General features: G+C 53.2%; 16 protein-coding genes. 14 read left to right on the top strand and 2 right to left on the bottom strand.

The window, feature by feature from the left end; translation table 11 throughout:
• Positions 1–4: 4 nt before the first annotated feature.
• The 9 genes from H9S92_RS08320 (at position 5) to H9S92_RS08280 (ending at position 11045) form a co-directional block, all read left to right on the top strand.
• Complete coding sequence (locus H9S92_RS08320; RefSeq protein WP_187466250.1) at positions 5–730, top strand: FkbM family methyltransferase; 726 nt, start codon at positions 5–7, stop codon at positions 728–730.
• Positions 731–857: 127 nt separating this feature from the next.
• Positions 858–1790: a hypothetical protein gene (locus tag H9S92_RS08315; protein WP_187466249.1), complete on the top strand. Its 933-nt coding sequence runs from the start codon at positions 858–860 to the stop codon at positions 1788–1790.
• On the top strand, positions 1771–2508 hold the full coding sequence (locus H9S92_RS08310) for a glycosyltransferase (RefSeq protein ID WP_320055158.1): 738 nt from the start codon (positions 1771–1773) through the stop codon (positions 2506–2508). Before H9S92_RS08315 ends, H9S92_RS08310 begins: the two co-directional genes overlap by 20 nt.
• A 134-nt stretch (positions 2509–2642) precedes the next feature.
• The gene (locus tag H9S92_RS08305) at positions 2643–3794 is read left to right on the top strand and encodes an O-antigen ligase family protein (protein ID WP_187466247.1); all 1152 of its coding nucleotides are present in this window, start codon (positions 2643–2645) and stop codon (positions 3792–3794) included.
• Between the two features lie 18 nt (positions 3795–3812).
• Positions 3813–4952, top strand: coding sequence for a glycosyltransferase family 4 protein (locus H9S92_RS08300; protein WP_187466246.1), 1140 nt, complete (start codon positions 3813–3815; stop codon positions 4950–4952).
• 14 nt (positions 4953–4966) lie between these two features.
• Positions 4967–6073 (top strand): glycosyltransferase, encoded by a 1107-nt coding sequence (locus H9S92_RS08295; protein WP_187466245.1) that lies wholly within the window; start codon positions 4967–4969, stop codon positions 6071–6073.
• Between the two features lie 340 nt (positions 6074–6413).
• Complete coding sequence (locus tag H9S92_RS08290) at positions 6414–8147, top strand: carbamoyltransferase family protein (protein ID WP_187466244.1); 1734 nt, start codon at positions 6414–6416, stop codon at positions 8145–8147.
• A 727-nt stretch (positions 8148–8874) separates the two neighbouring features.
• Entirely contained in the window at positions 8875–9627 is a 753-nt protein-coding gene (locus H9S92_RS08285; protein WP_187466243.1) for a glycosyltransferase family 2 protein, read from the top strand.
• 206 nt (positions 9628–9833) lie between these two features.
• A complete protein-coding gene (locus H9S92_RS08280) occupies positions 9834–11045 on the top strand; it encodes a glycosyltransferase family 4 protein (RefSeq protein WP_187466242.1) in 1212 nt (403 codons plus the stop codon).
• Positions 11046–11779: 734 nt separating this feature from the next.
• Here H9S92_RS08280 and H9S92_RS08275 read toward each other — a convergent pair.
• Both H9S92_RS08275 and H9S92_RS08270 read right to left on the bottom strand, forming a co-directional pair.
• A complete protein-coding gene (locus H9S92_RS08275) occupies positions 11780–12130 on the bottom strand; it encodes a transposase (protein WP_187466241.1) in 351 nt (116 codons plus the stop codon).
• Positions 12127–12441: a hypothetical protein gene (locus tag H9S92_RS08270; protein WP_187466240.1), complete on the bottom strand. Its 315-nt coding sequence runs from the start codon at positions 12439–12441 to the stop codon at positions 12127–12129. The genes H9S92_RS08275 and H9S92_RS08270 overlap by 4 nt, the downstream gene beginning before the upstream one ends.
• A 243-nt stretch (positions 12442–12684) precedes the next feature.
• Here H9S92_RS08270 and H9S92_RS08265 point away from each other — a divergent pair, with 243 nt between their 5' ends.
• The 5 genes from H9S92_RS08265 to H9S92_RS08245 all read left to right on the top strand — a co-directional run bounded on the left by H9S92_RS08265 (position 12685) and on the right by H9S92_RS08245 (position 18222).
• Positions 12685–13746, top strand: coding sequence for a hypothetical protein (locus H9S92_RS08265; RefSeq protein WP_187466239.1), 1062 nt, complete (start codon positions 12685–12687; stop codon positions 13744–13746).
• On the top strand, positions 13739–14758 hold the full coding sequence (locus H9S92_RS08260) for an N-acetylneuraminate synthase family protein (protein WP_187466238.1): 1020 nt from the start codon (positions 13739–13741) through the stop codon (positions 14756–14758). Before H9S92_RS08265 ends, H9S92_RS08260 begins: the two co-directional genes overlap by 8 nt.
• Positions 14755–15921 carry a UDP-N-acetylglucosamine 2-epimerase gene (neuC, locus tag H9S92_RS08255; protein ID WP_187466237.1) on the top strand — a complete coding sequence of 389 codons (1167 nt, stop codon included), beginning with the start codon at positions 14755–14757 and terminating at the stop codon, positions 15919–15921. Before H9S92_RS08260 ends, neuC begins: the two co-directional genes overlap by 4 nt.
• 658 nt (positions 15922–16579) lie before the next feature.
• The gene (locus H9S92_RS08250; protein ID WP_187466236.1) at positions 16580–17539 is read left to right on the top strand and encodes an NAD(P)-dependent oxidoreductase; all 960 of its coding nucleotides are present in this window, start codon (positions 16580–16582) and stop codon (positions 17537–17539) included.
• Positions 17539–18222 (top strand): acylneuraminate cytidylyltransferase family protein, encoded by a 684-nt coding sequence (locus H9S92_RS08245; protein ID WP_187466235.1) that lies wholly within the window; start codon positions 17539–17541, stop codon positions 18220–18222. The genes H9S92_RS08250 and H9S92_RS08245 overlap by 1 nt, the downstream gene beginning before the upstream one ends.
• The last annotated feature ends 40 nt before the right edge of the window (positions 18223–18262 follow it).

Raw genomic sequence — 18262 nt, 5'->3', positions numbered from 1 at the left:
GCGAATGCGTTTATCAAGTATCATCAGCCGCTGGGGCCAGCAAATGGGCTTTGACATCAGGCGATACCCCACCCGTTTACTGCGCAATCGGAGCCAATTGCTCCAAACCCAGGGGATTGACTTAATCCTGGACGTAGGAGCCAACAAAGGACAGTACGCGCAGGAACTCCGCAGCATTGGTTACCAAGGAGAAATTTACTCTTTCGAACCCCTGGCTGAAGCGTACGGTATCCTGGCTAACGCAGCCGCCAAAGATCCGCTCTGGAAGGTTTTTAATTACGGCTTGGGGCTAAGCGAAGAGACGATTTCCATCAACGTAGCCTCGAATCTGGCCAGCAGTTCGATCCTGGAGTTTGAACCGAGTCACAAAAGTGCCGCTCCCAACATCGGTTATCTCCGCAAGGAAAGCATCAGCATTAAAGCCCTTGACGAAGTAGCACCTTCCTTAAAACTGGATGGGCGCAAGGTCTTTCTTAAAATAGATACCCAAGGCTACGAGGAGAAAGTTCTCAAAGGCGCAAGCAACACCCTCCAAAACCACATCACTGGATTACAAATTGAATTGTCCCTCACACCGGTATACACCGGAGAATGGCTCTACGAAGACATCATTCTGCACCTCAAGCAATACGGCTACGAACTGTATTCTATGGAGCCCGGCTTGTGTGACGAAAACACCGGGCGTATGCTGCAATTTGATGGGGTGTTTTTTAGATCGAAAGAGGATTGAAATTAGCTAGTACCGCCATTCCTATAAGGAGGTTCTAGTTCATGGATATTCATATTCGCTGAGCCTAGCGGTTGAATGCCTGCAAACCGCATAGACACTTTTGTTGGATGGGCTCAAACTAAATGGCATGCAGGTAAATCGTTACAAAAGGCAAATTTTAGTTGCCAGTAGCATAATATTCCTTCTCGTGCTTTGCAGTTGTACTACTCCCCGAAAGGTATTGCGCGTCAATGGTGTTGAAGTATACCAAAGTCTCGGTGGAGTAGGGCAAGCTGCGCAGGATACGTTTTCCTCCTTGGGCGTAGGCGAAATCTTACTCGTGAACGGAAAACATGTTCACACCCAAGATGGCCTTTTTCTTGACAGTGTCGGGTTAGCGGTACACATTGTTGAACAACTTCCCAACAAGAAAAGTCGGGCAATGGTAGTGCTGGACTGGGAAGGTGAGCGCATGCAACAAATTTTTGAGGGAGCGATGGGGCAAACAACCGACTATTGGCAAGCAAAGGAGCAAATGATGCGTGCTTATCATCTGGTAAAAAAATTGCGGCCTAAGACCACTGTAGGTTTTTACGGTTTTCCGGCACGCGACTATTGGAACCGGAATGATGATTGGCGCGCCCGCAACCTAGCTTTAGCCCCTTTTCTAAGAGAAGTAGATGCAATATTCCCTTCCCTTTACGATTTTTATCCCACCACGGATAAGAATCGGGAAATGGAGTTGGGATACGTGAAAGACAATGTAACGGAGGCACTTCGCTTAGGCTCCCAGCTTAAAAAGCCAGTATTCCCGTTTGTTTGGCACCGTTACCACGACAGCAATAAAGAAGTTGGTAGAACTTTGATCCCACCGGGTGAATTTGGAGAATTGCTACGAACTACAGTGACAACCAAATGGGCCGGACACAAAATCGATGGGCTCATTTGGTGGAGCTCTGAACGCTACTTTTACAATCTAGAGAAGAAGAGAGAGGGTAGTACCGAAGATTTTGAACGCTTGAACTCTCCTGTCACCCAAGCCTACTTACGGACATTATTGAATGCCTTGGCTAATGAGTGAGCGTCCAATACTTAGCATAATCACGGTTTGTTTCCGGGATGCAAAAAATTTGGCTGCTACTTTGGAATCCATCAAAGCGGTAAAGCAGGGAGGCATTGAGTTCGTGATTGTGGATGGGGGAAGTGATGATGGTACAGCAGAGTTAGTGCAGAGTTACGGTGAACTAGTAGACACCTTCATTAGTGAACCGGATAAAGGAACCTTTGATGCCATGAATAAGGGCATTCGTCATTCACGAGGGAAATGGGTCATTTTCATTAACGCTGGCGACGGTATTGCTGACCCTGCGGCATTTCAGTCAATAAAATTGACCGAGTACGCTGATGCTGGGCTAGTCTACGGAAATACAGTTTATGCTGGGAGAGGAGAGGTGAAGCCCTATCCAGAGGCGAGCTTACAGTATGGTCTTATTATGGCCTGCCATCAATCAATGCTCTTCAATAGGGATATACTTGGAGATGATATTTTTTACAGTGAACGTTTCCCGCTAGTCAATGAGTTTGACCTCGTATGCAGGATTGTGGCAAAAAAACACCTTAGGATGTATATCGATATTCCGGTCGCTTACTTTATGGGAGGAGGAATCAGTAGCCGGATAAGCTGGGAAGCGCGCCGAGCCCGCTATTTCTACGTGGCCCAACATTTCGGCTTTCGAGGACTTATCATGACAGGACTAGAAAGTTTAGGTTGGTTGTCGTTACCCGCCCGAAGGAAGTGAAGAGCGATTTTATTACCACTGCTGGTGCTCCTCTACTTATGCGCAAAAGCGTACTTGGCTACCTTAGTGCAATAAATGTGGCTCTATTATGTTTCGCTTTCCCACTCACTTCATTGGTCCCATTATTCCTGAACATGGAATCTTATGTCTTCAATATGTTGCTCCGCGTAGGATACACGGGCTTGAGTATGTATCTAGTCATAGGAGCTTACTTTCATGCGGAGACTAGACGTATTGCCTTAGGAGGCTGGTTTTTACTTGTCTTTTGGCTCATCTATGGGCTTCGTTTGGTTTACGATGTTCAAATAACTGACTTAGTTTTTAAAGGCGACAAGTTAAAACTATATGGCTTTGCTTTTGGTAATTGCTTGTTAGGTGCCATTGCGACATTGCTAACTTTTCGGTTTGCGCCAATTCAGTTTGCCCGGAGTTTGTTTACTTGGACTATTGGCCTTGCTTGCGTGGGTGTTCTGGCAGGGGTTATTTATCAGTACCAAAGTATAAATCCCGCTGAGATTGCCGCGAGAGCGCGTTTCACAATTGATGACGGCTCTGAACACGGTAGAGATGTCCTCAATCCAATTACCATTTCATTGACAGGGGAGTTATTTGCCGTCGTAATTGCCTACCTCTTCTTGCGTGGTCGTTTGACATTAATAAGAACTTTGTGGGCTTTGCCTTTATTTATAGCTGGTATTTTGGTGATGCTCTTAGGGGCATCAAGGGGACCATTGCTCGGCACGATTTTTATGCTGATGACTATCACTTTGATTCAGGTGCTCTACACACGTAAGACTCCCCTAAACCTTTTGTGGATGTCTATAATCTTCCTCTGCACCACCTTTGGTATTGGGTATTGGATATCAACCAGTCTCAATAATACACAGATTGTTGCACTTAATCGTTTGCAGAAAATGGCTGAGACGCAGGTTGTTGATCCAAGGGAGTTGCAGTGGGCGTCCGCTATTGAACAATTTCAAAAGTATCCCATTTGGGGAGATCGTTACCTTGAGCGTGTTTTTGATTTTTACCCCCATAACGTCTATCTAGAAGCACCCATGGCGACAGGAGTAATTGGTAGCTTCTGGTTTTTCGGGATGATTGTTATTGCCTTGGTCTTGTTTGTGCAAGATGTTTACCAACGGTCTCATGGAGTTTTCTTTGGTCTTTTACTCATAGCTATTTTGTTTTCCCTGATTACTTCAGGGAGTTTATTTCAAAGTGTCGCACTCTGGGGAGGAGTGAGTATGTATCTAGGGCTGAAACGGAAGCCTTGCTTAAGTTAACTTTGAGTCCAGTTGTAAATGATGCGTATATTAATCATTCATAATATTATGTGGAGCCACTACAAAGCTACAGTTTTTAGTGAGCTTCATAAGCAGACTAAAAAAGAAGGGCTCAACATACTAGTGCTGCAAACGGCCCTGACGGGATCAGGGCAGAAAGCCCTTTCTGCGGTCGATAAATCGATCCACCGATACCCATTTGAACTACTCTTCGATTCATCTTTTGAAACAACTACGGTCTGGGAGAGAATCAAAAAGTATCGCTATTGGATAAAACAATTTAAGCCGGATATCATTATTTTGCCGGGATATATAGACAAGGCTGTGTGGATACTAACGGCTATGCTTATTTTTAATAAAATTAAATTTATTCAAAGTAGCGACTCCACTTATTTTGACCATAAAAGATTTTGGTTAAAGGAGCAAATAAAGTATCTTCTTTTATGCAGAGCAGAATTGGTTTTTTGCTATGGAAGCAGCCAAAAGACATATTTACGATCTTTAGGTATACCCGATAGAAAAATTTGGGTCCGTGTTCAAGCGACGAATAATGATAGAATATTGGAAAAATATTATGAATATAAGGCCGCTGAAGAAGCGTCGGAAAAAGGTAGCGCCATAAAATTCCTCTTTGTCGGCAGGTTCTCAAGCGAGAAAAATGTTTCCACACTAATCCAGGCGTTCAAACTCCTACCTAACAATACGCAGCTAAGTTTAGTCGGGGAAGGACCTGAAAAAGCAGGACTTGTGGAGTTGGTTAAAAAACTTGGTCTATCTGGAAGAGTTGTTTTTCAAGGTAGTACTGACTGGGTAGGAGTAGTGAAATTTTATTATTATTCACATGTTTTGGTATTGCCAAGTTTGAGTGAAATTTGGGGCCTAGTAGTAAATGAAGCGATGTTATGTCATCTTCCAGTTATTGTTTCTTCTCGTTGTGGGGCTAGTGGAGATTTAGTCGTCGACGGGGTAAATGGATTTAGCTTTGATCCGGAGAATGTTCAAGAGCTAGCTGAAAAGATGTACTATTTTGTGGATCATCCTGAGGAAATTGAAAGGATGGGATCAAATTCAGCCGAAATTATTTCCGATTTTACTCCGCAAAAGGCCGCAGGTCAAATGACCCAGGGGATAATGAAAGTACTGCGTTCTAACAAATGAATTAATATACACATATGCGCATCATTAACTTAGTTGACAGCTTGGCTAAAATAAATTTTGGGGTATGGAATGCAGCAATTGCTACTGTTGAAAAATTATATCGAACGCACGGGGTCAAAAGTGTACTGGTAGGGCCGAATGATGATTCTTTTACATGCCCTGAGATAGTAGGATTAGAGAATTATCACCCTTCAGATTTTTCTTTAAACGGTGTGCTGAAAATTATTAAGGATTTGAATATGAATCCCGCTGAGGACATAGTTGTTTCACACGGCTGCTGGCGCTATCCCACGAGATGGGGTAAACGTCTTAAAGAGAAGGGTTTTGTATGGATTGCTGTTCCACATGGGATGCTGGAACCTTATTGTTTGCAAAAAAGATGGCTAATAAAAAAAATATACTTTGGGCTTCTAGAGCGCCCAGCTTTATCGTTTTCGGATCTAATTAGAGCTGTGAGTCAACCAGAAATGGATAGGTTGAAGGAAATTATTCCCAGAGTAGACGTTCGTCGTATTCCTAACTGTGTCGAGGTAAATGATAAGAAAATAGTCAGTAATAAATATAGAGTACCTGTAACATTATTATATCTTGGTCGCCTTCACTTTCAGAAAAACCCTGTTAAACTAGTGGAGGCTTGGAAAGAATCAAAGCTTTATTGTAATCCATCTTATCGGTTAGTGCTTGCTGGCCCTGATCAAGGTGAGTTGGCTAAGATAGAGAATCTATTTCCACAATCAGATTGGGGGAATATTGCCTATGTTGGCCCGGTGTATGGGGAAGAGAAATCTGCTTTAATGGAAAGTGCTGCATTTTTTGCTCTCCCTTCGGAAAATGAGGGTCTTCCGACTTCAGTACTTGAGGCAATGCAGTATGGATGCGTTTCACTGCTTTCAAAAGGATGCAATCTACCTGATGCTATTAAGACTGGTGTTGCTTTTTCTCTCTCAACAGATGTGGATATAATGACTAAAGAATTAGAATTATTTCTTCAAACTAGTGAAGAGACTCTTCTAGATATGGGTAGAGACGCTGTGGAATTTGTGAACACTACCTACTCTACGGAAGTTGTTGCCGCAGAACAGTACATCTCGTACGAGAGATTGTTAAAGCAATCCTTATAGGCTAGCATACTTTGATCTAAATACATTTAATGACCCGATATTAAAGGTTAGCAAGTAAGTTTGTAAGAGTCCTCTGGCACTTTATCAATACTATAATTTCTTTGAACTGTTTCTGGCTTTTTACGGCCTCAATCGCCTTTCCATCTCCCTCTTAGGTGCCAAACTCGGCCAAAACGCCATTTTAAAGCCAGCCACCAACATTAAGTATCGCTGGCATTTGCGGATGGAGAGCCACTGCTGTATTAGGGGAAACGTCTGGATTTACTTCTATCCCATAACAAACCTCAACCGAGCAACTTTATCAAAGTCAGCTCTTTTTCTAGTAACTAAAATTTGAACTATGTTTATTTTAGGATTGAACGCCTATCATGCGGATTCTTCTGCTGCGATTTTTAAAGATGGGATAATGATTGCGGCTACGGAAGAAGAGCGATTCAGAAGGGTAAAGCACTGGGCGGGTTTTCCTTCGGAATCGATTAAATTTTGTTTGCGAGAAGCAGGTATTTCAATTCATGAAGTAGATCATATTGCCATTGGAAGGGATCCTAAGGCGAAGTATTGGCAAAAAATAAAATTTGCGCTGTCCCATCCCTTGATTGGGTTTAGCGTAATTGCGGATAGGATGAGTAACGCTAAAAAAGTTAGCTCCTTAGAGGATGAATTTGCCGAGATTTTCCCCGATGTAAATAAGGAAGTACTGAAAAATAAAATTCACCAGGTTGAGCACCATAGGGCACACCTGGCTTCCGCATTTTTTGCGTCGCCTTATGAAGAGGCCGCATTGTTGTCAATTGATGGTTCAGGCGACTTCAGTACCACCATGATCGGTATTGGTAGAGGTAGCAGTATTGAAATTTTAGACTCGATTGACTTTCCGAACTCTTTGGGCATTTTTTATTCGGCGATGACCCAGTTTCTAGGATTTCATCACTACGGAGATGAATATAAGGTTATGGGCCTGGCACCTTATGGGGTTCCCAAGTACGTTGATAAACTGGCGAAAATGGTAAAGCTATTGCCAAACGGTTTATTTGAGTTAGACCTTGCGTATTTTTTAGCTACCAAAAGTGGAGTAGTAAGTTACGGTGCTGACAATATTCCAGTAGTAGCCAAGCTTTTTAGCAGTAAAATAGAAACGCTATTTGGCAAGCCAAGAATTGCCGGAGAAGAACTGACTCAAGACCACAAGGACATTGCGGCATCGGTTCAGAAGTATTGTGAAACGGTGATAATGCACATCTTACAGTCCTTGCAAAAAAGAACTGGCTTAACCAAGGTTTGTATTGCTGGTGGGGTAGCCCAAAATTCAGTAGCTAATGGGAAAATAACGTCTCAGACTGATTTTACGGATGTATATATTCCCAGTGCTGGGCACGATGCCGGAATATCGATGGGAGCTGCATTATTTGTTCAGCACCAGAAATTGGGAATGAATCGTTTACCCGCAATCTGGTCGGCTTACACTGGCGCTAAATTCAGCAATGAAGAAATTGAAGCGTACCTGAAATCGCGAAACATCGAGTACCAGCGACTAGACGATGAAAAACTTTTCGATGTGGTTACGGATTGCTTACTTAATGCCGGGGTTGTAGGATGGTTTCAGGGAAGAGCAGAATTCGGGCCCAGGGCCTTGGGTGCTCGTTCAATTCTAGCCGATCCACGAAGAAATGACGCAAAGGAAATACTGAACAGCAAAATAAAACGCAGAGAAAGTTTCCGCCCTTTTGCACCTTCCATTTTGGAAAACCACGTTGAACATTATTTTGAAAAAACTGATCGGGTACCCTTCATGGAAAAGGTATTTCTCATCAAAAAAGATAAACAGGCCGAAATTCCTGCCGTAACCCACGTTGATGGTACCGGAAGATTACAATCTGTTAACAAAGATGTCTCACCACGTTACTATAAGTTGATTGAAAAATTCCGAGAAAAGTCGGGTGTCCCCATTTTGTTGAATACCTCCTTTAATGAAAATGAACCGATCGTAAATTCCCCTGAACATGCCCTCGATTGTTATTTAAGAACTAAGATGGATATGTTGGTGTTGGAAAATATTGTGATTAGTAGGTCCTAGGTCGGCACCCACGCCGTCCTGGCCGTAGGGAGTGTGGCCACCGGCGATTTGGCACCCTACACCATCTACCAAGGCAACCCCGCCCAACCCGTTCGCAGCAGAAACATTACCGGGTGACGTTCCCGAGGCAGCACCATCTCCCCACCCCAACCACCACGGCGGGAAATCCCCATTCAGCCGTGGATGACCAACCGTCTCCCCCAACCTTCTCCCCCCTTCGGGGGGTCGGGGGGGAGCACCTGCGGCCGCGCCCAACGCAAAACCCTGCGGAGCAAAAGCAGCCGCTGCCCGGTGGTGGGGTAGGGTAGGGGAGCAACCCGAAAGCACCGGAAACTGACCAATTTAAGCTAAATGGGGTCACTGTACTGACGGCATTTAGCTAAATTTTGTCAGTAGGCGGATAATACTGGGCGAAGAGAATTTAACCTTCTCAATTAACTACGCTGCTGCCTACGGCGGTCAGCATTTAGCTTGCGCACGAGCCAGCACTCTTTGAAACGCTATTGGATAGACGATAGACGATACTTGATATTTGATTAGCTCCGCTGCGACTTCGTGGTTTGCTGCAGCACGAAACCACGCGCCTTTCAACAATCTAACTTATTTAATTAAAGTCAAACCTCTTCTTCTCCCCTCTCCTTTGGAGAGGGGCCGGGGGAGAGGGCAAAAGTCAAACCTCAACTTCCCCCCTCCCAAGAGGTCGCGGGAAAGAGGCCCCATCCCTACCGTGACCATTTCCATCATCACCGCCACCTACAACTCTGCCGCCACCCTGGCGGATACCCTGGATAGCCTGCTGGCCCAGCAATGGCCCGGGCTGGAGGTGATTTTGCAGGACGGCGGCAGTACCGACGCTACGCTGGAGATTGCCGCGCGTTATCCTTTTGTCCGGATCGAAAGTGTGCGCGATGGAGGGCTTTACGACGCGATGAACCGGGGCATTGCCCGGGCGACGGGCGAGGTGATTGGGATACTGAATTCCGATGATTTTTACCCTTCGCCGCAGGTGCTGCACTGGGTGGCGGAGGTCTTCGCCCGGCGCCCGGAGGTGGATGCGCTCTACGGCGACCTGGTGTACGTTGCGGCCGAGCGGACCGAGCGGGTGGTGCGGCGCTGGATCGCCCGCCAATACGATCATGCCGCCTGGCGCTGGGGCTGGATGCCGCCGCACCCGACCTTTTTCGTCCGCCGCCACGTCTACGAACGCTACGGGAGTTTCCAGACGGACCTCCGCTTAGCGGCCGACTACGAATTTATGCTCCGCTGCTGCTACCGCCACGGCATCAAGGTGGTGTACCTGCCCCGCGTGCTCGTCCACATGCGCGTAGGCGGCGTGAGCAACAAAAGCCTCGCCAACCGCCTGGCCGCCAACCGCGAAGACCGCCGCGCCTGGGAACTCAATGGCTTGCAGCCGCCAGCCGCGCTGGCGCTGCTCAAGCCGCTGCGGAAGGTGAAGCAGTGGTTGAGGGCTTGGCGGTGAGGTCAAGACGTGAGGTCAAGACGTGAGGTCAAGACGTTTTACGTCGCAGTGAGGTCAAGACGTTTTACGTCGCAGCAAAGACGCTCATGCCCCCCTCGACGTGAAACGTCTCGACCTCACGTGAAACGTCTCGACCTCACCTCCAAAAACCAAACCACCTCACCCCCGTTTAGCGTACCTACCTTCCACACTTCCTGGTAGCCCGTATGCGCCTTTTGTTTCTCACCGATAATTTTCCGCCCGAGGTCAATGCTCCGGCGACCCGCACGTTCGAGCACTGCCTGGAGTGGGTGCGGCAGGGGGTGTCCGTCACGGTCATCACTTGCGCGCCGAATTTCCCGCAGGGGAAGGTCTACCCCGGCTACCGCAACCGGCTCTGGCAGGAGGAAGAGATGGAGGGCATCCGCGTCATCCGCGTCTGGTCCTACATCGCGCCCAACGCGGGTTTTTACCGGCGGGTGATCGATTTTGTCAGTTTTTGCGGCTGCGCTTTTGTGGCTTCCTTGTTCGTGCGCACGGACTTGATTGTGGCCACTTCGCCGCAGTTTTTTACCGCCGTTGCGGGCTACCTGGCCAGCGTCTGCAAGCGCAAACCCTGGGTGATGGAGGTGCGCGATCTGTGGCCCATCAGCATTAAGGCCGTTGGCGCCGTTTCTGGCAAAGCGCGGGTCCTCTCCCGCCTGGAGCACCTCGAATTGTTCCTTTACCGCTCCGCCCGCAAGGTCATTGTGGTAACCCACAGTTTCAAAAAAAACATCGCCGAAAGGGGCATCCCGCCGGAGAAAATCACGGTCGTCACCAATGGCGTTCACCTCGAGCAGTTCAGGGCGCGGCCGCAGGATGCAGCGTTGGTTGAGAAGCTGGGATTGTCGGGCAAATTCGTAGTCGGTTACCTGGGGACTTTCGGGCTGGCGCACAAGCTCGTCTTCATCCTCCGCTGTGCGCCGAAGGTGGCGGCCAACGTCCACTTCCTGCTCGTGGGCGACGGTGCCAAGCGGCAACAGCTCGAAGGCCTGGTGGCGAAACACCAGCTGACGAACGTCACCATCCTGCCGGTCGTCCCGAAAGCCGAAGTGGCCCGCTACTTGTCGGTAATTGACGTCGCACTGGTCAACCTCCGCAAATCACGGACCTTCCGCACCGTCATCCCCTCCAAGATTTTCGAGAACGCCGCCATGGGCAAACCCATCCTGCTCGGCGTGCAGGGCGAGAGCCAGGCCATCATCGAACGCTACGGAGCTGGCCGCTGCTTCCGCCCGGAAGATGAGGTCGACTTCCTGCGCCAGCTCCGCAAGCTAAGCGAAGACCCCGTCCTCTACGCCCGTTGCCAGGCCAACTGCGCCGCCCTCGCCGCCGCCTACGACCGCAAAACCCTGGCGCTGGAGATGCTCGGCGCGTTGCGGGAGGTGGTGACGTGAGGTCAAGACGTGAGGTCAAGACGTGAGGTCAAGACGTTCTACGTCGCAGTGTCAGGTGAGGTCAAGACGTGAGGTCAAGACGTTCCACGTCGCAGCAAAGACGCTAATGCCCCCCCTCGACGTGAAACGTCTCGACCTCAGGTGAGGGTCAAGACGTGAGGTCAAGACGTTCTACGTCGCAGTGTCAGGTGAGGTCAAGACGTGAGGTCAAGACGTTCTACGTCGCAGCAAAGACGCTCAAGCCCCCCTCGACGTGAAACGTCTCGACCTCAGGTGAGGTCAAGACGTGAGGTCAAGACGTTTTACGTCGCAGCAAAGACGCTAATGCCCCCCTCGACGTGAAACGTCTCGACCTCAGGTGAGGTCAAGACGTGAGGTCAAGACGTTTTACGTCGCAGCAAAGACGCTCAAGCCCCCCTCGACGTGAAACGTCTCGACCTCAGGTGAGGTCAAGACGTTCTACGTCGCAGCAAAGACGCTCAAGCCCCCCTCGACGTGAAACGTCTCGACCTCAGGTGAGGTCAAGACGTTCTACGTCGCAGCAAAGACGCTAATGCCCCCCCTCGACGTAAAACGTCTCGACCTCAGGTGGGGTCAAGACGTTCTACGTCGCAGCAAAGACGCTAATGCCCCCCTCGACGTGAGGTCAAGACGTTCTACGTCGCAGCAAATGACGCTCAAGCCCCCCTCGACGTAAAACGTCTCGACCTCACGTAAAACGTCTCGACCTCCCCTCAACCACGAAACAGCGAATCAAAATCTGGATTAAGGTAAGTCCCTCCCCAATCCCGCCAATCCCGCACCAAGCCAGCTTCCACCGGGTTGTTCAGAACGTACCACATAGCCCTTTCAAATTTGTTTTTGCGGATGGTCCGGTCAAAGTAGAAATGATCCCAGAAGGGGGCACCCGTTTTTCCCAAAAGCTTATTACACACTTGGGCGGTGTGTGTCTTGTGGCGATTCATTAATTTGCCGATGTTTACTTTCTCAACTCCTTCGGGCGCGCGGACGATGGCGTGTACGTGGTTTCCCATCACGCAAACGACGTACAGGTAAATCTCTTGACGATCGTGCAGAAACTTCAAGAATCAATTATCTCTTTAGCCAGGGAGGGATCGGCCAAGTGAAAAGGGCCACTTTTGATGGAGTGCAGGGCCTCGTCAATTTCTAGTTCGAACCGGGCATGGAGGGCAAATATCTCCCTCGCATAGTCCTTCGACGGCGGCTGGGCACGATGCTCATTTGATCGTATTGTCAACTGTGCTTTTCTTTGCTCGTAGTCCGATTTTATCTTGTCCAATACGGCTACTGGGAGGCTGCCCGCCAAACGGTAGGAAAGGTGCACGGGTTGGTAGTCAAGATTGTGGTGTAGGATTCTGGGCGTTCCTTCTTTCATGGAACTAAGATAGTTAAATTGGAGTTTGTGAGGTCAAGACGTGAGGTCAAGACGTTCCACGTCGCAGCAAATGACGCTCAAGCCCCCCCTCGACGTAAAACGTCTCGACCTCACGTAAAATGTCTTGACCTCACCTCGACGTAAAATGTCTTGACCTCACCTCGACGTAAAACGTCTCGACCTCACGTAAAATGTCTTGACCTCACCTCGACGTAAAACGTCTCGACCTCACAAACCTAATCCGTGGAGCAAGTTCCCGTTAAAGAAATCCCCCTGCGCGACGTCATCCTGACGCTGCAAACCTACGGCCGGGCGGGCCTGCGCGGCTGGCCCTGGCTGCTGCTGGGTGCCCTGTTGCTGGGCGGCCTGCAGGCCTGGCGCGTGAACCAGGAAGCCGTGTTCTACGAGGCCGCCACCGTTTTTGTGGTCAACAAACAACAGAGCGGGGGCAACGCCCTGGGCTCCGTGCTGGGGCGCTTCGGCCTGGGCGGCGGCGCTGGCGATACGGGGCACAGTCCCAAGCGGGTGATGGCCTTTGCCACCTCGCGGCAACTGCTGCACCGCCTGCTGCTGGATACCGCCGAGCTGGGCGGCCGCCACGACCTCTTCATCAACCACCTGATCGAGCAATCGGGCTTCGCCGAGGAGTGGAAACTGCAGGAACTTTACGGCCTCGACCGCCTCTCCACCAACCAGCTCGATTCCCTCTCCCGCCAGGAACGCTCGCTGCTCAAGATGGTCTACGCCTACCTCACCCTCGACCCCGAAAAGCCCATCCAAAAAGACATCTCCGACGAAACGGGCATGCTCACCATCACCGCCCGCACCCGCAACGAGGCCCTGAGCATCTACCTTTCTACCGCCCTCTACCACTACCTCAGTGATTTCTACACCGAGGAAAGCACCGGGCAGTCGCTCGCCTCCGTGGAGCGCCTGAAGGCCCGCGCCGACTCCCTGCTCACGGAAATCAACCGCGCGGAGTACCAACTGGCCAACCTGGCCGATACCCAGCTGAGCCTCACGCGGCAGCGCGACCAGGTGCGGCGCCTCCAACTCCAGCGCCAGGTCAACATCGCCACCCTGGCCTACGGCGAGGTAGTGCGCAACCTCGAAACCGCCAAGTTTGCCATGGATGGCTTCACGCCCTTCTTCCAGCTGGTGGATGCGCCCTTCTCCCCCCTCCGCCCGGCCTACCCGCAGCCCCTCAAGGCGGGCATCCGCTGGGGCATCATCGGTGCGCTACTGGCCTTCCTGGGCCTTTGCGCCGTTTTCCTTTACCGCAACATCATGCACAGCGATGACTAAGCAGCGCCCCGTCTACCTCATCGCCGAAGTGGCCCAGGCCCACGATGGCAGCCTCGGCATCCTGCACTCCTACATCGATGCCCTGGCCGCAACGGGCGTCGACGCCGTCAAGTTCCAAACCCACGTCGCCGCCGCCGAATCGAGTGCGCACGAACCCTTCCGCGTCCGTTTCAGCTACGCCGACGCCACGCGCTACGACTACTGGGAACGGATGGGCTTCACCCTGCCGCAGTGGCAAGGCATCAAAGACCACTGCACGGAGGCGGGCGTAGAGTTCCTTTCGAGCTGCTTCAGCCAGGCGGCCGTGGACATGATGGAAGCCATCGGCATGGCCCGCTACAAGGTGGGCAGTGGGGAGGTGACCAACTTCCTGCTGCTGGAAAAGATCGCCCGCACCGGCAAACCCATCCTCCTCAGCTCCGGCCTGAGCAACTACGCGGAGCTGGACGCGGCCGTAGACTTCCTGCGCCCCTTCGGCAATGACCTGAGCATTTTACAGTGTACCACCGCCTACCCAACGCCGCCCGAGCGCGTGGGCCTCAACGTTCTGGCCGAGTTGCGGGCGCGCTACCCCGGCGTGCGCGTAGGCCTCAGTGAACACACCGCCCTGGTGGCCACGGGCATCGCCGCCGTGGCCCTGGGCGCGGAAGTCCTGGAATTCCACGCCGTTTTTGACCGGCGGATGTTTGGTCCCGACGCCCCAAGCTCACTGACCATCGATGAGATCAGCCGCCTGGTCGCGGGCGTCCGGCAGGTAGAAACCATGCTGGCCAACCCCGTGGATAAGTCCGACAACAGTGCCTACGGCGAACTCAAAGGCATCTTCGAAAAGTCCCTCGCCGTCGGCCGCGATTTACCGGCCGGCCACGTCCTGACCTTCGACGACCTGGAGGCGAAAAAACCCGCGGGCTACGGCCTGGCGGCGGCCGACTTCCGCGCCGTCCTCGGCCGGAAACTCCGGCATCCCCTCTCCCGCTACGCCTTCCTCACCGCCGCCGACCTGGAGCCATGACGACTACCGCCCCCCGCAAAGTATGCGTCGTCGTTACGGCCCGCCCCAGCTACAGCCGCATCAAAACGGCCCTGCACGCCATCGATGCCCACCCGGAGCTGACGCTCCAACTCGTCGTGGCCGGCTCCGCCCTCCTGGAGCGTTACGGCACGGCCGTCCACTACATCGAAGCCGATGGTTTCTCGATTGCCGCCCGCGTCTTCAACGTCCTGGAAGGCGAAAACCTCACGGCCCAGGCCAAAACCACGGGACTCGGTATCATGGAACTCTCCAGCGTTTTTGCCAACCTGCAACCCGACGTGGTGGTGACGGTGGCCGACCGCTTCGAGACCATGGCCACGGCCATTGCGGCCAGCTACATGAACATCCCCCTCGTCCACATCCAGGGTGGCGAGGTGACGGGCAACATCGACGAGAAAGTCCGCCACGCCATCACCAAGCTGGCGGACCGCCACCTGGTGGCCAGCGAAGACGCCCGGCAGCGGGTCATCCGCCTGGGCGAAGTACCCGAAACGGTGGTCAACACCGGCTGCCCGTCCATTGATTTGGCCGCTGCGGTGCGGGCTAGTCCGGCCCTCGATTTTGACCTCTTCGCCCGCTACGGCGGGGTGGGGGAGCGGCTCGACCTATCCGGCGGCTACCTGGTGGTGATGCAACACCCCGTCACTACGGAATACGCCGACGCGCGCCGCCACATTGAGCTGACGCTGGCGGCGGTGGCCAGCCTCAACCTGCCCACCCTCTGGTTTTGGCCCAACGTCGACGCCGGCAGCGACGGCACCAGCAAGGGCATCCGGGTGTACCGCGAACGCTACCGCCTGCCCCACTTCCACTTTTTCAAAAACATGGAAGGCAGCGATTTTCTGCGCGTCCTGGCCAACGCCCGCTGCCTGGTGGGCAACTCCAGCGTCGGCATCCGCGAATGCGCCTACCTCGGCGTACCCGTCGTCAACATCGGCACCCGCCAGGACGGCCGCCAGCGCGGGCCCAACGTGCGCGACGTGCCCTACGACACCGAGGCCATCGTCGCCGCCATCCAACAACAAGTCGCCCACGGCCTCTTTCCCCCTTCCAACGTGTACGGGGGCGGGGCCGCAGGTGCAATGATCGCTGCCGAGCTGGCAAGGATGGGGCTGAGTTTCAGTAAACGAATTACTTACTGAGGTCCCCCCCCTCGCCGCTTTGCGGCTCGGGCGTTTTTTGAACCACTAAGGGCACTAAGCACACTAAGCACACTGAGTTTTGTGGGTGAGGTTGAGACGTTTCACGTCGAAGAAAGGGTGGTGAGGTTGAGACGTTTCACGTCGAATTAAAGACATCCGCTGCGACGTAAAACGTCTTGACCTCACCTGACACTGCGACGTAAAACGTCTTGACTGGTTCCAGACGAGACGTCCGGAACCAGCAAAAAACTCCATGTAACTCCATGCCCTACTCCATGTAACTCCATGGGCTAAAAACACAGCCGGACCAAAGGTCCGGATCCCATCTGCTGCGACGTAAAACGTCTTGACCTCACCTGACACTGCGACGTAAAACGTCTTGACCTCACCTGACACTGCGACGTAAAACGTCTTGACTGGTTCCGGACGTCTCGTCCGGAACCAGCAAAAAACTCCATGTAACTCCATGCCCTACTCCATGTAACTCCATGGGCTAAAAACACAGCCGGACCAGAGGTCCGGATCCCATCTGCTGCGACGTAAAACGTCTTGACCTCACCTGACACTGCGACGTAAAACGTCTTGACCTCACCTGACACTGCGACGTAAAACGTCTTGACCTCACCTGACACTGCGACGTAAAACGTCTTGACCTCACATGAAAATCCTCATCGCCGAACCCCAAGATTTCAGTCCTTCCGTCGTCGCCTGGCTGCGCGAGCGGGCGGAGGTGGACCTGCGCGCCATCGGCCCCGAAGAGGTAGCGGAAGCCCTGCGGAGCTACGACGTATTCTGGTTCCGCCTCGCCTTCCACCTGGATGCGACGGTCCTTCGCCCCGGCCTCCGTTGCCGCATCATCGCTACGCCGGTGACGGGCATCGACCACATCGACGAAGTCCGCTGTGCCCAACTCGGCATCCGGATCGTCTGCCTGCGCGGCGAGCGGGAATTTCTCAAAACCATCCGGGCTACCGCCGAGCTCACCATCGGCATCCTGCTTTCCCTGCTGCGCCACCTGTCCGCCGCCAGCGCGTCGGTGCGGGCGGGGACCTGGGACCGCGATGCCTTCCGCGGCCGGGAGCTGTACGGCAAAACGGCGGGCATCGTCGGTTGCGGTCGCCTCGGCGGCATCGTCGCCACCTACCTGCTGGCCATGGGGATGCGGGTACTTACCTACGACCCCGATCCGCTGGCGGAAATTCCCCCGGGCGTGGAGCGACTTACCACGCTGGCGGCCGTTTTGGCGCAGAGCGACGTAATATCCCTCCACGTCAATTACCACCCCGGCAACCGGGGTATGCTCGGCACTACGGCCCTGGCGCAGTGCAAACCCGGCGCGGTGCTCGTCAATACCTCCCGCGGCGGTTTGATCGATGAAGCGGCCTTGCTGGCGGCCCTGCAATCCGGCCACCTCGCCGGCGCTGCCCTGGATGTGGTGGATGCCGAACGTACGGTCACGGCCTCCCATCCCCTGGTCTCCTACGCCCGCGAAAACGCCAACTTATTGCTCGTGCCCCACATCGGGGGCAATACCTACGAGTCCTTCACCCGCACCGAGCAGTTCATCGCCGAGCGGGTGGTGGCGGCGTGGGCGGACCTTCCCCAAAACAATTCCTAATGCGTGTACTGGGCATCATCCCCGCCCGGGCGGGTTCCGAGCGCGTGCCGGGCAAGAACTGGCGGCCGCTGGCGGGCCGGCCCCTGATCGATTACGTCCTGGCCGCTGCGGCCCAGGCGACGTCCCTGGCCGAAATAGTCGTAAGCTCCGACAGCGAAGAGGTGCTGGCCCTCGCCGCGGCCTACCCCGGCTTGATCGCCCTGCGCCGTCCTGCGGAGCTGAGTGGTGCGGCCGCGCCGGCTATCGATTACGTCCGCCACGCCCTGGCAGAGCGCGGCGACTTTGCCGCCGTGGCCATCGTGCAGCCCACCTCGCCCTTCACGACGGCGGAGGACATTGACGCTACGGTGGCCCTCTTGCGCAGCAGCGGTGCCGACTCGGCCGTCAGCGTCGTGGAGATTCCCCACGACCTCCACCCCTACAAATTCAAAACCCTCGACGGAGACCGTCTGGTGGATTACCTTACCGAGGAAAAAGGACGCATGGCGGCCCACGAATTGCCCAAGGTCTACGTACGCAATGGCTCCGTCTACGTCGCCCGCCGGGAAACCATCGCCGCCGGCCACATCATCGGCCCCGACTGCCGCGCCTACCGCATGCCCCGCGAACGCTCCGTCGACATCAACGACCCACTCGACTGGGCCTGGGCCGAATTTTTGCTGAGCCGAGCGGCAGACCGCTAACCCGCCAATCCACTCCCCCTCCCCAATCCGTAGCTCTTCG

The organism is Neolewinella lacunae, assembly GCF_014349155.1.
In the GTDB taxonomy this organism is placed as follows: Bacteria; Bacteroidota; Bacteroidia; order Chitinophagales; family Saprospiraceae; genus Neolewinella; species Neolewinella lacunae.
Note: the sequence above shows the minus strand (reverse complement) of the source record. Positions and strands in the feature narration are given on the sequence as shown.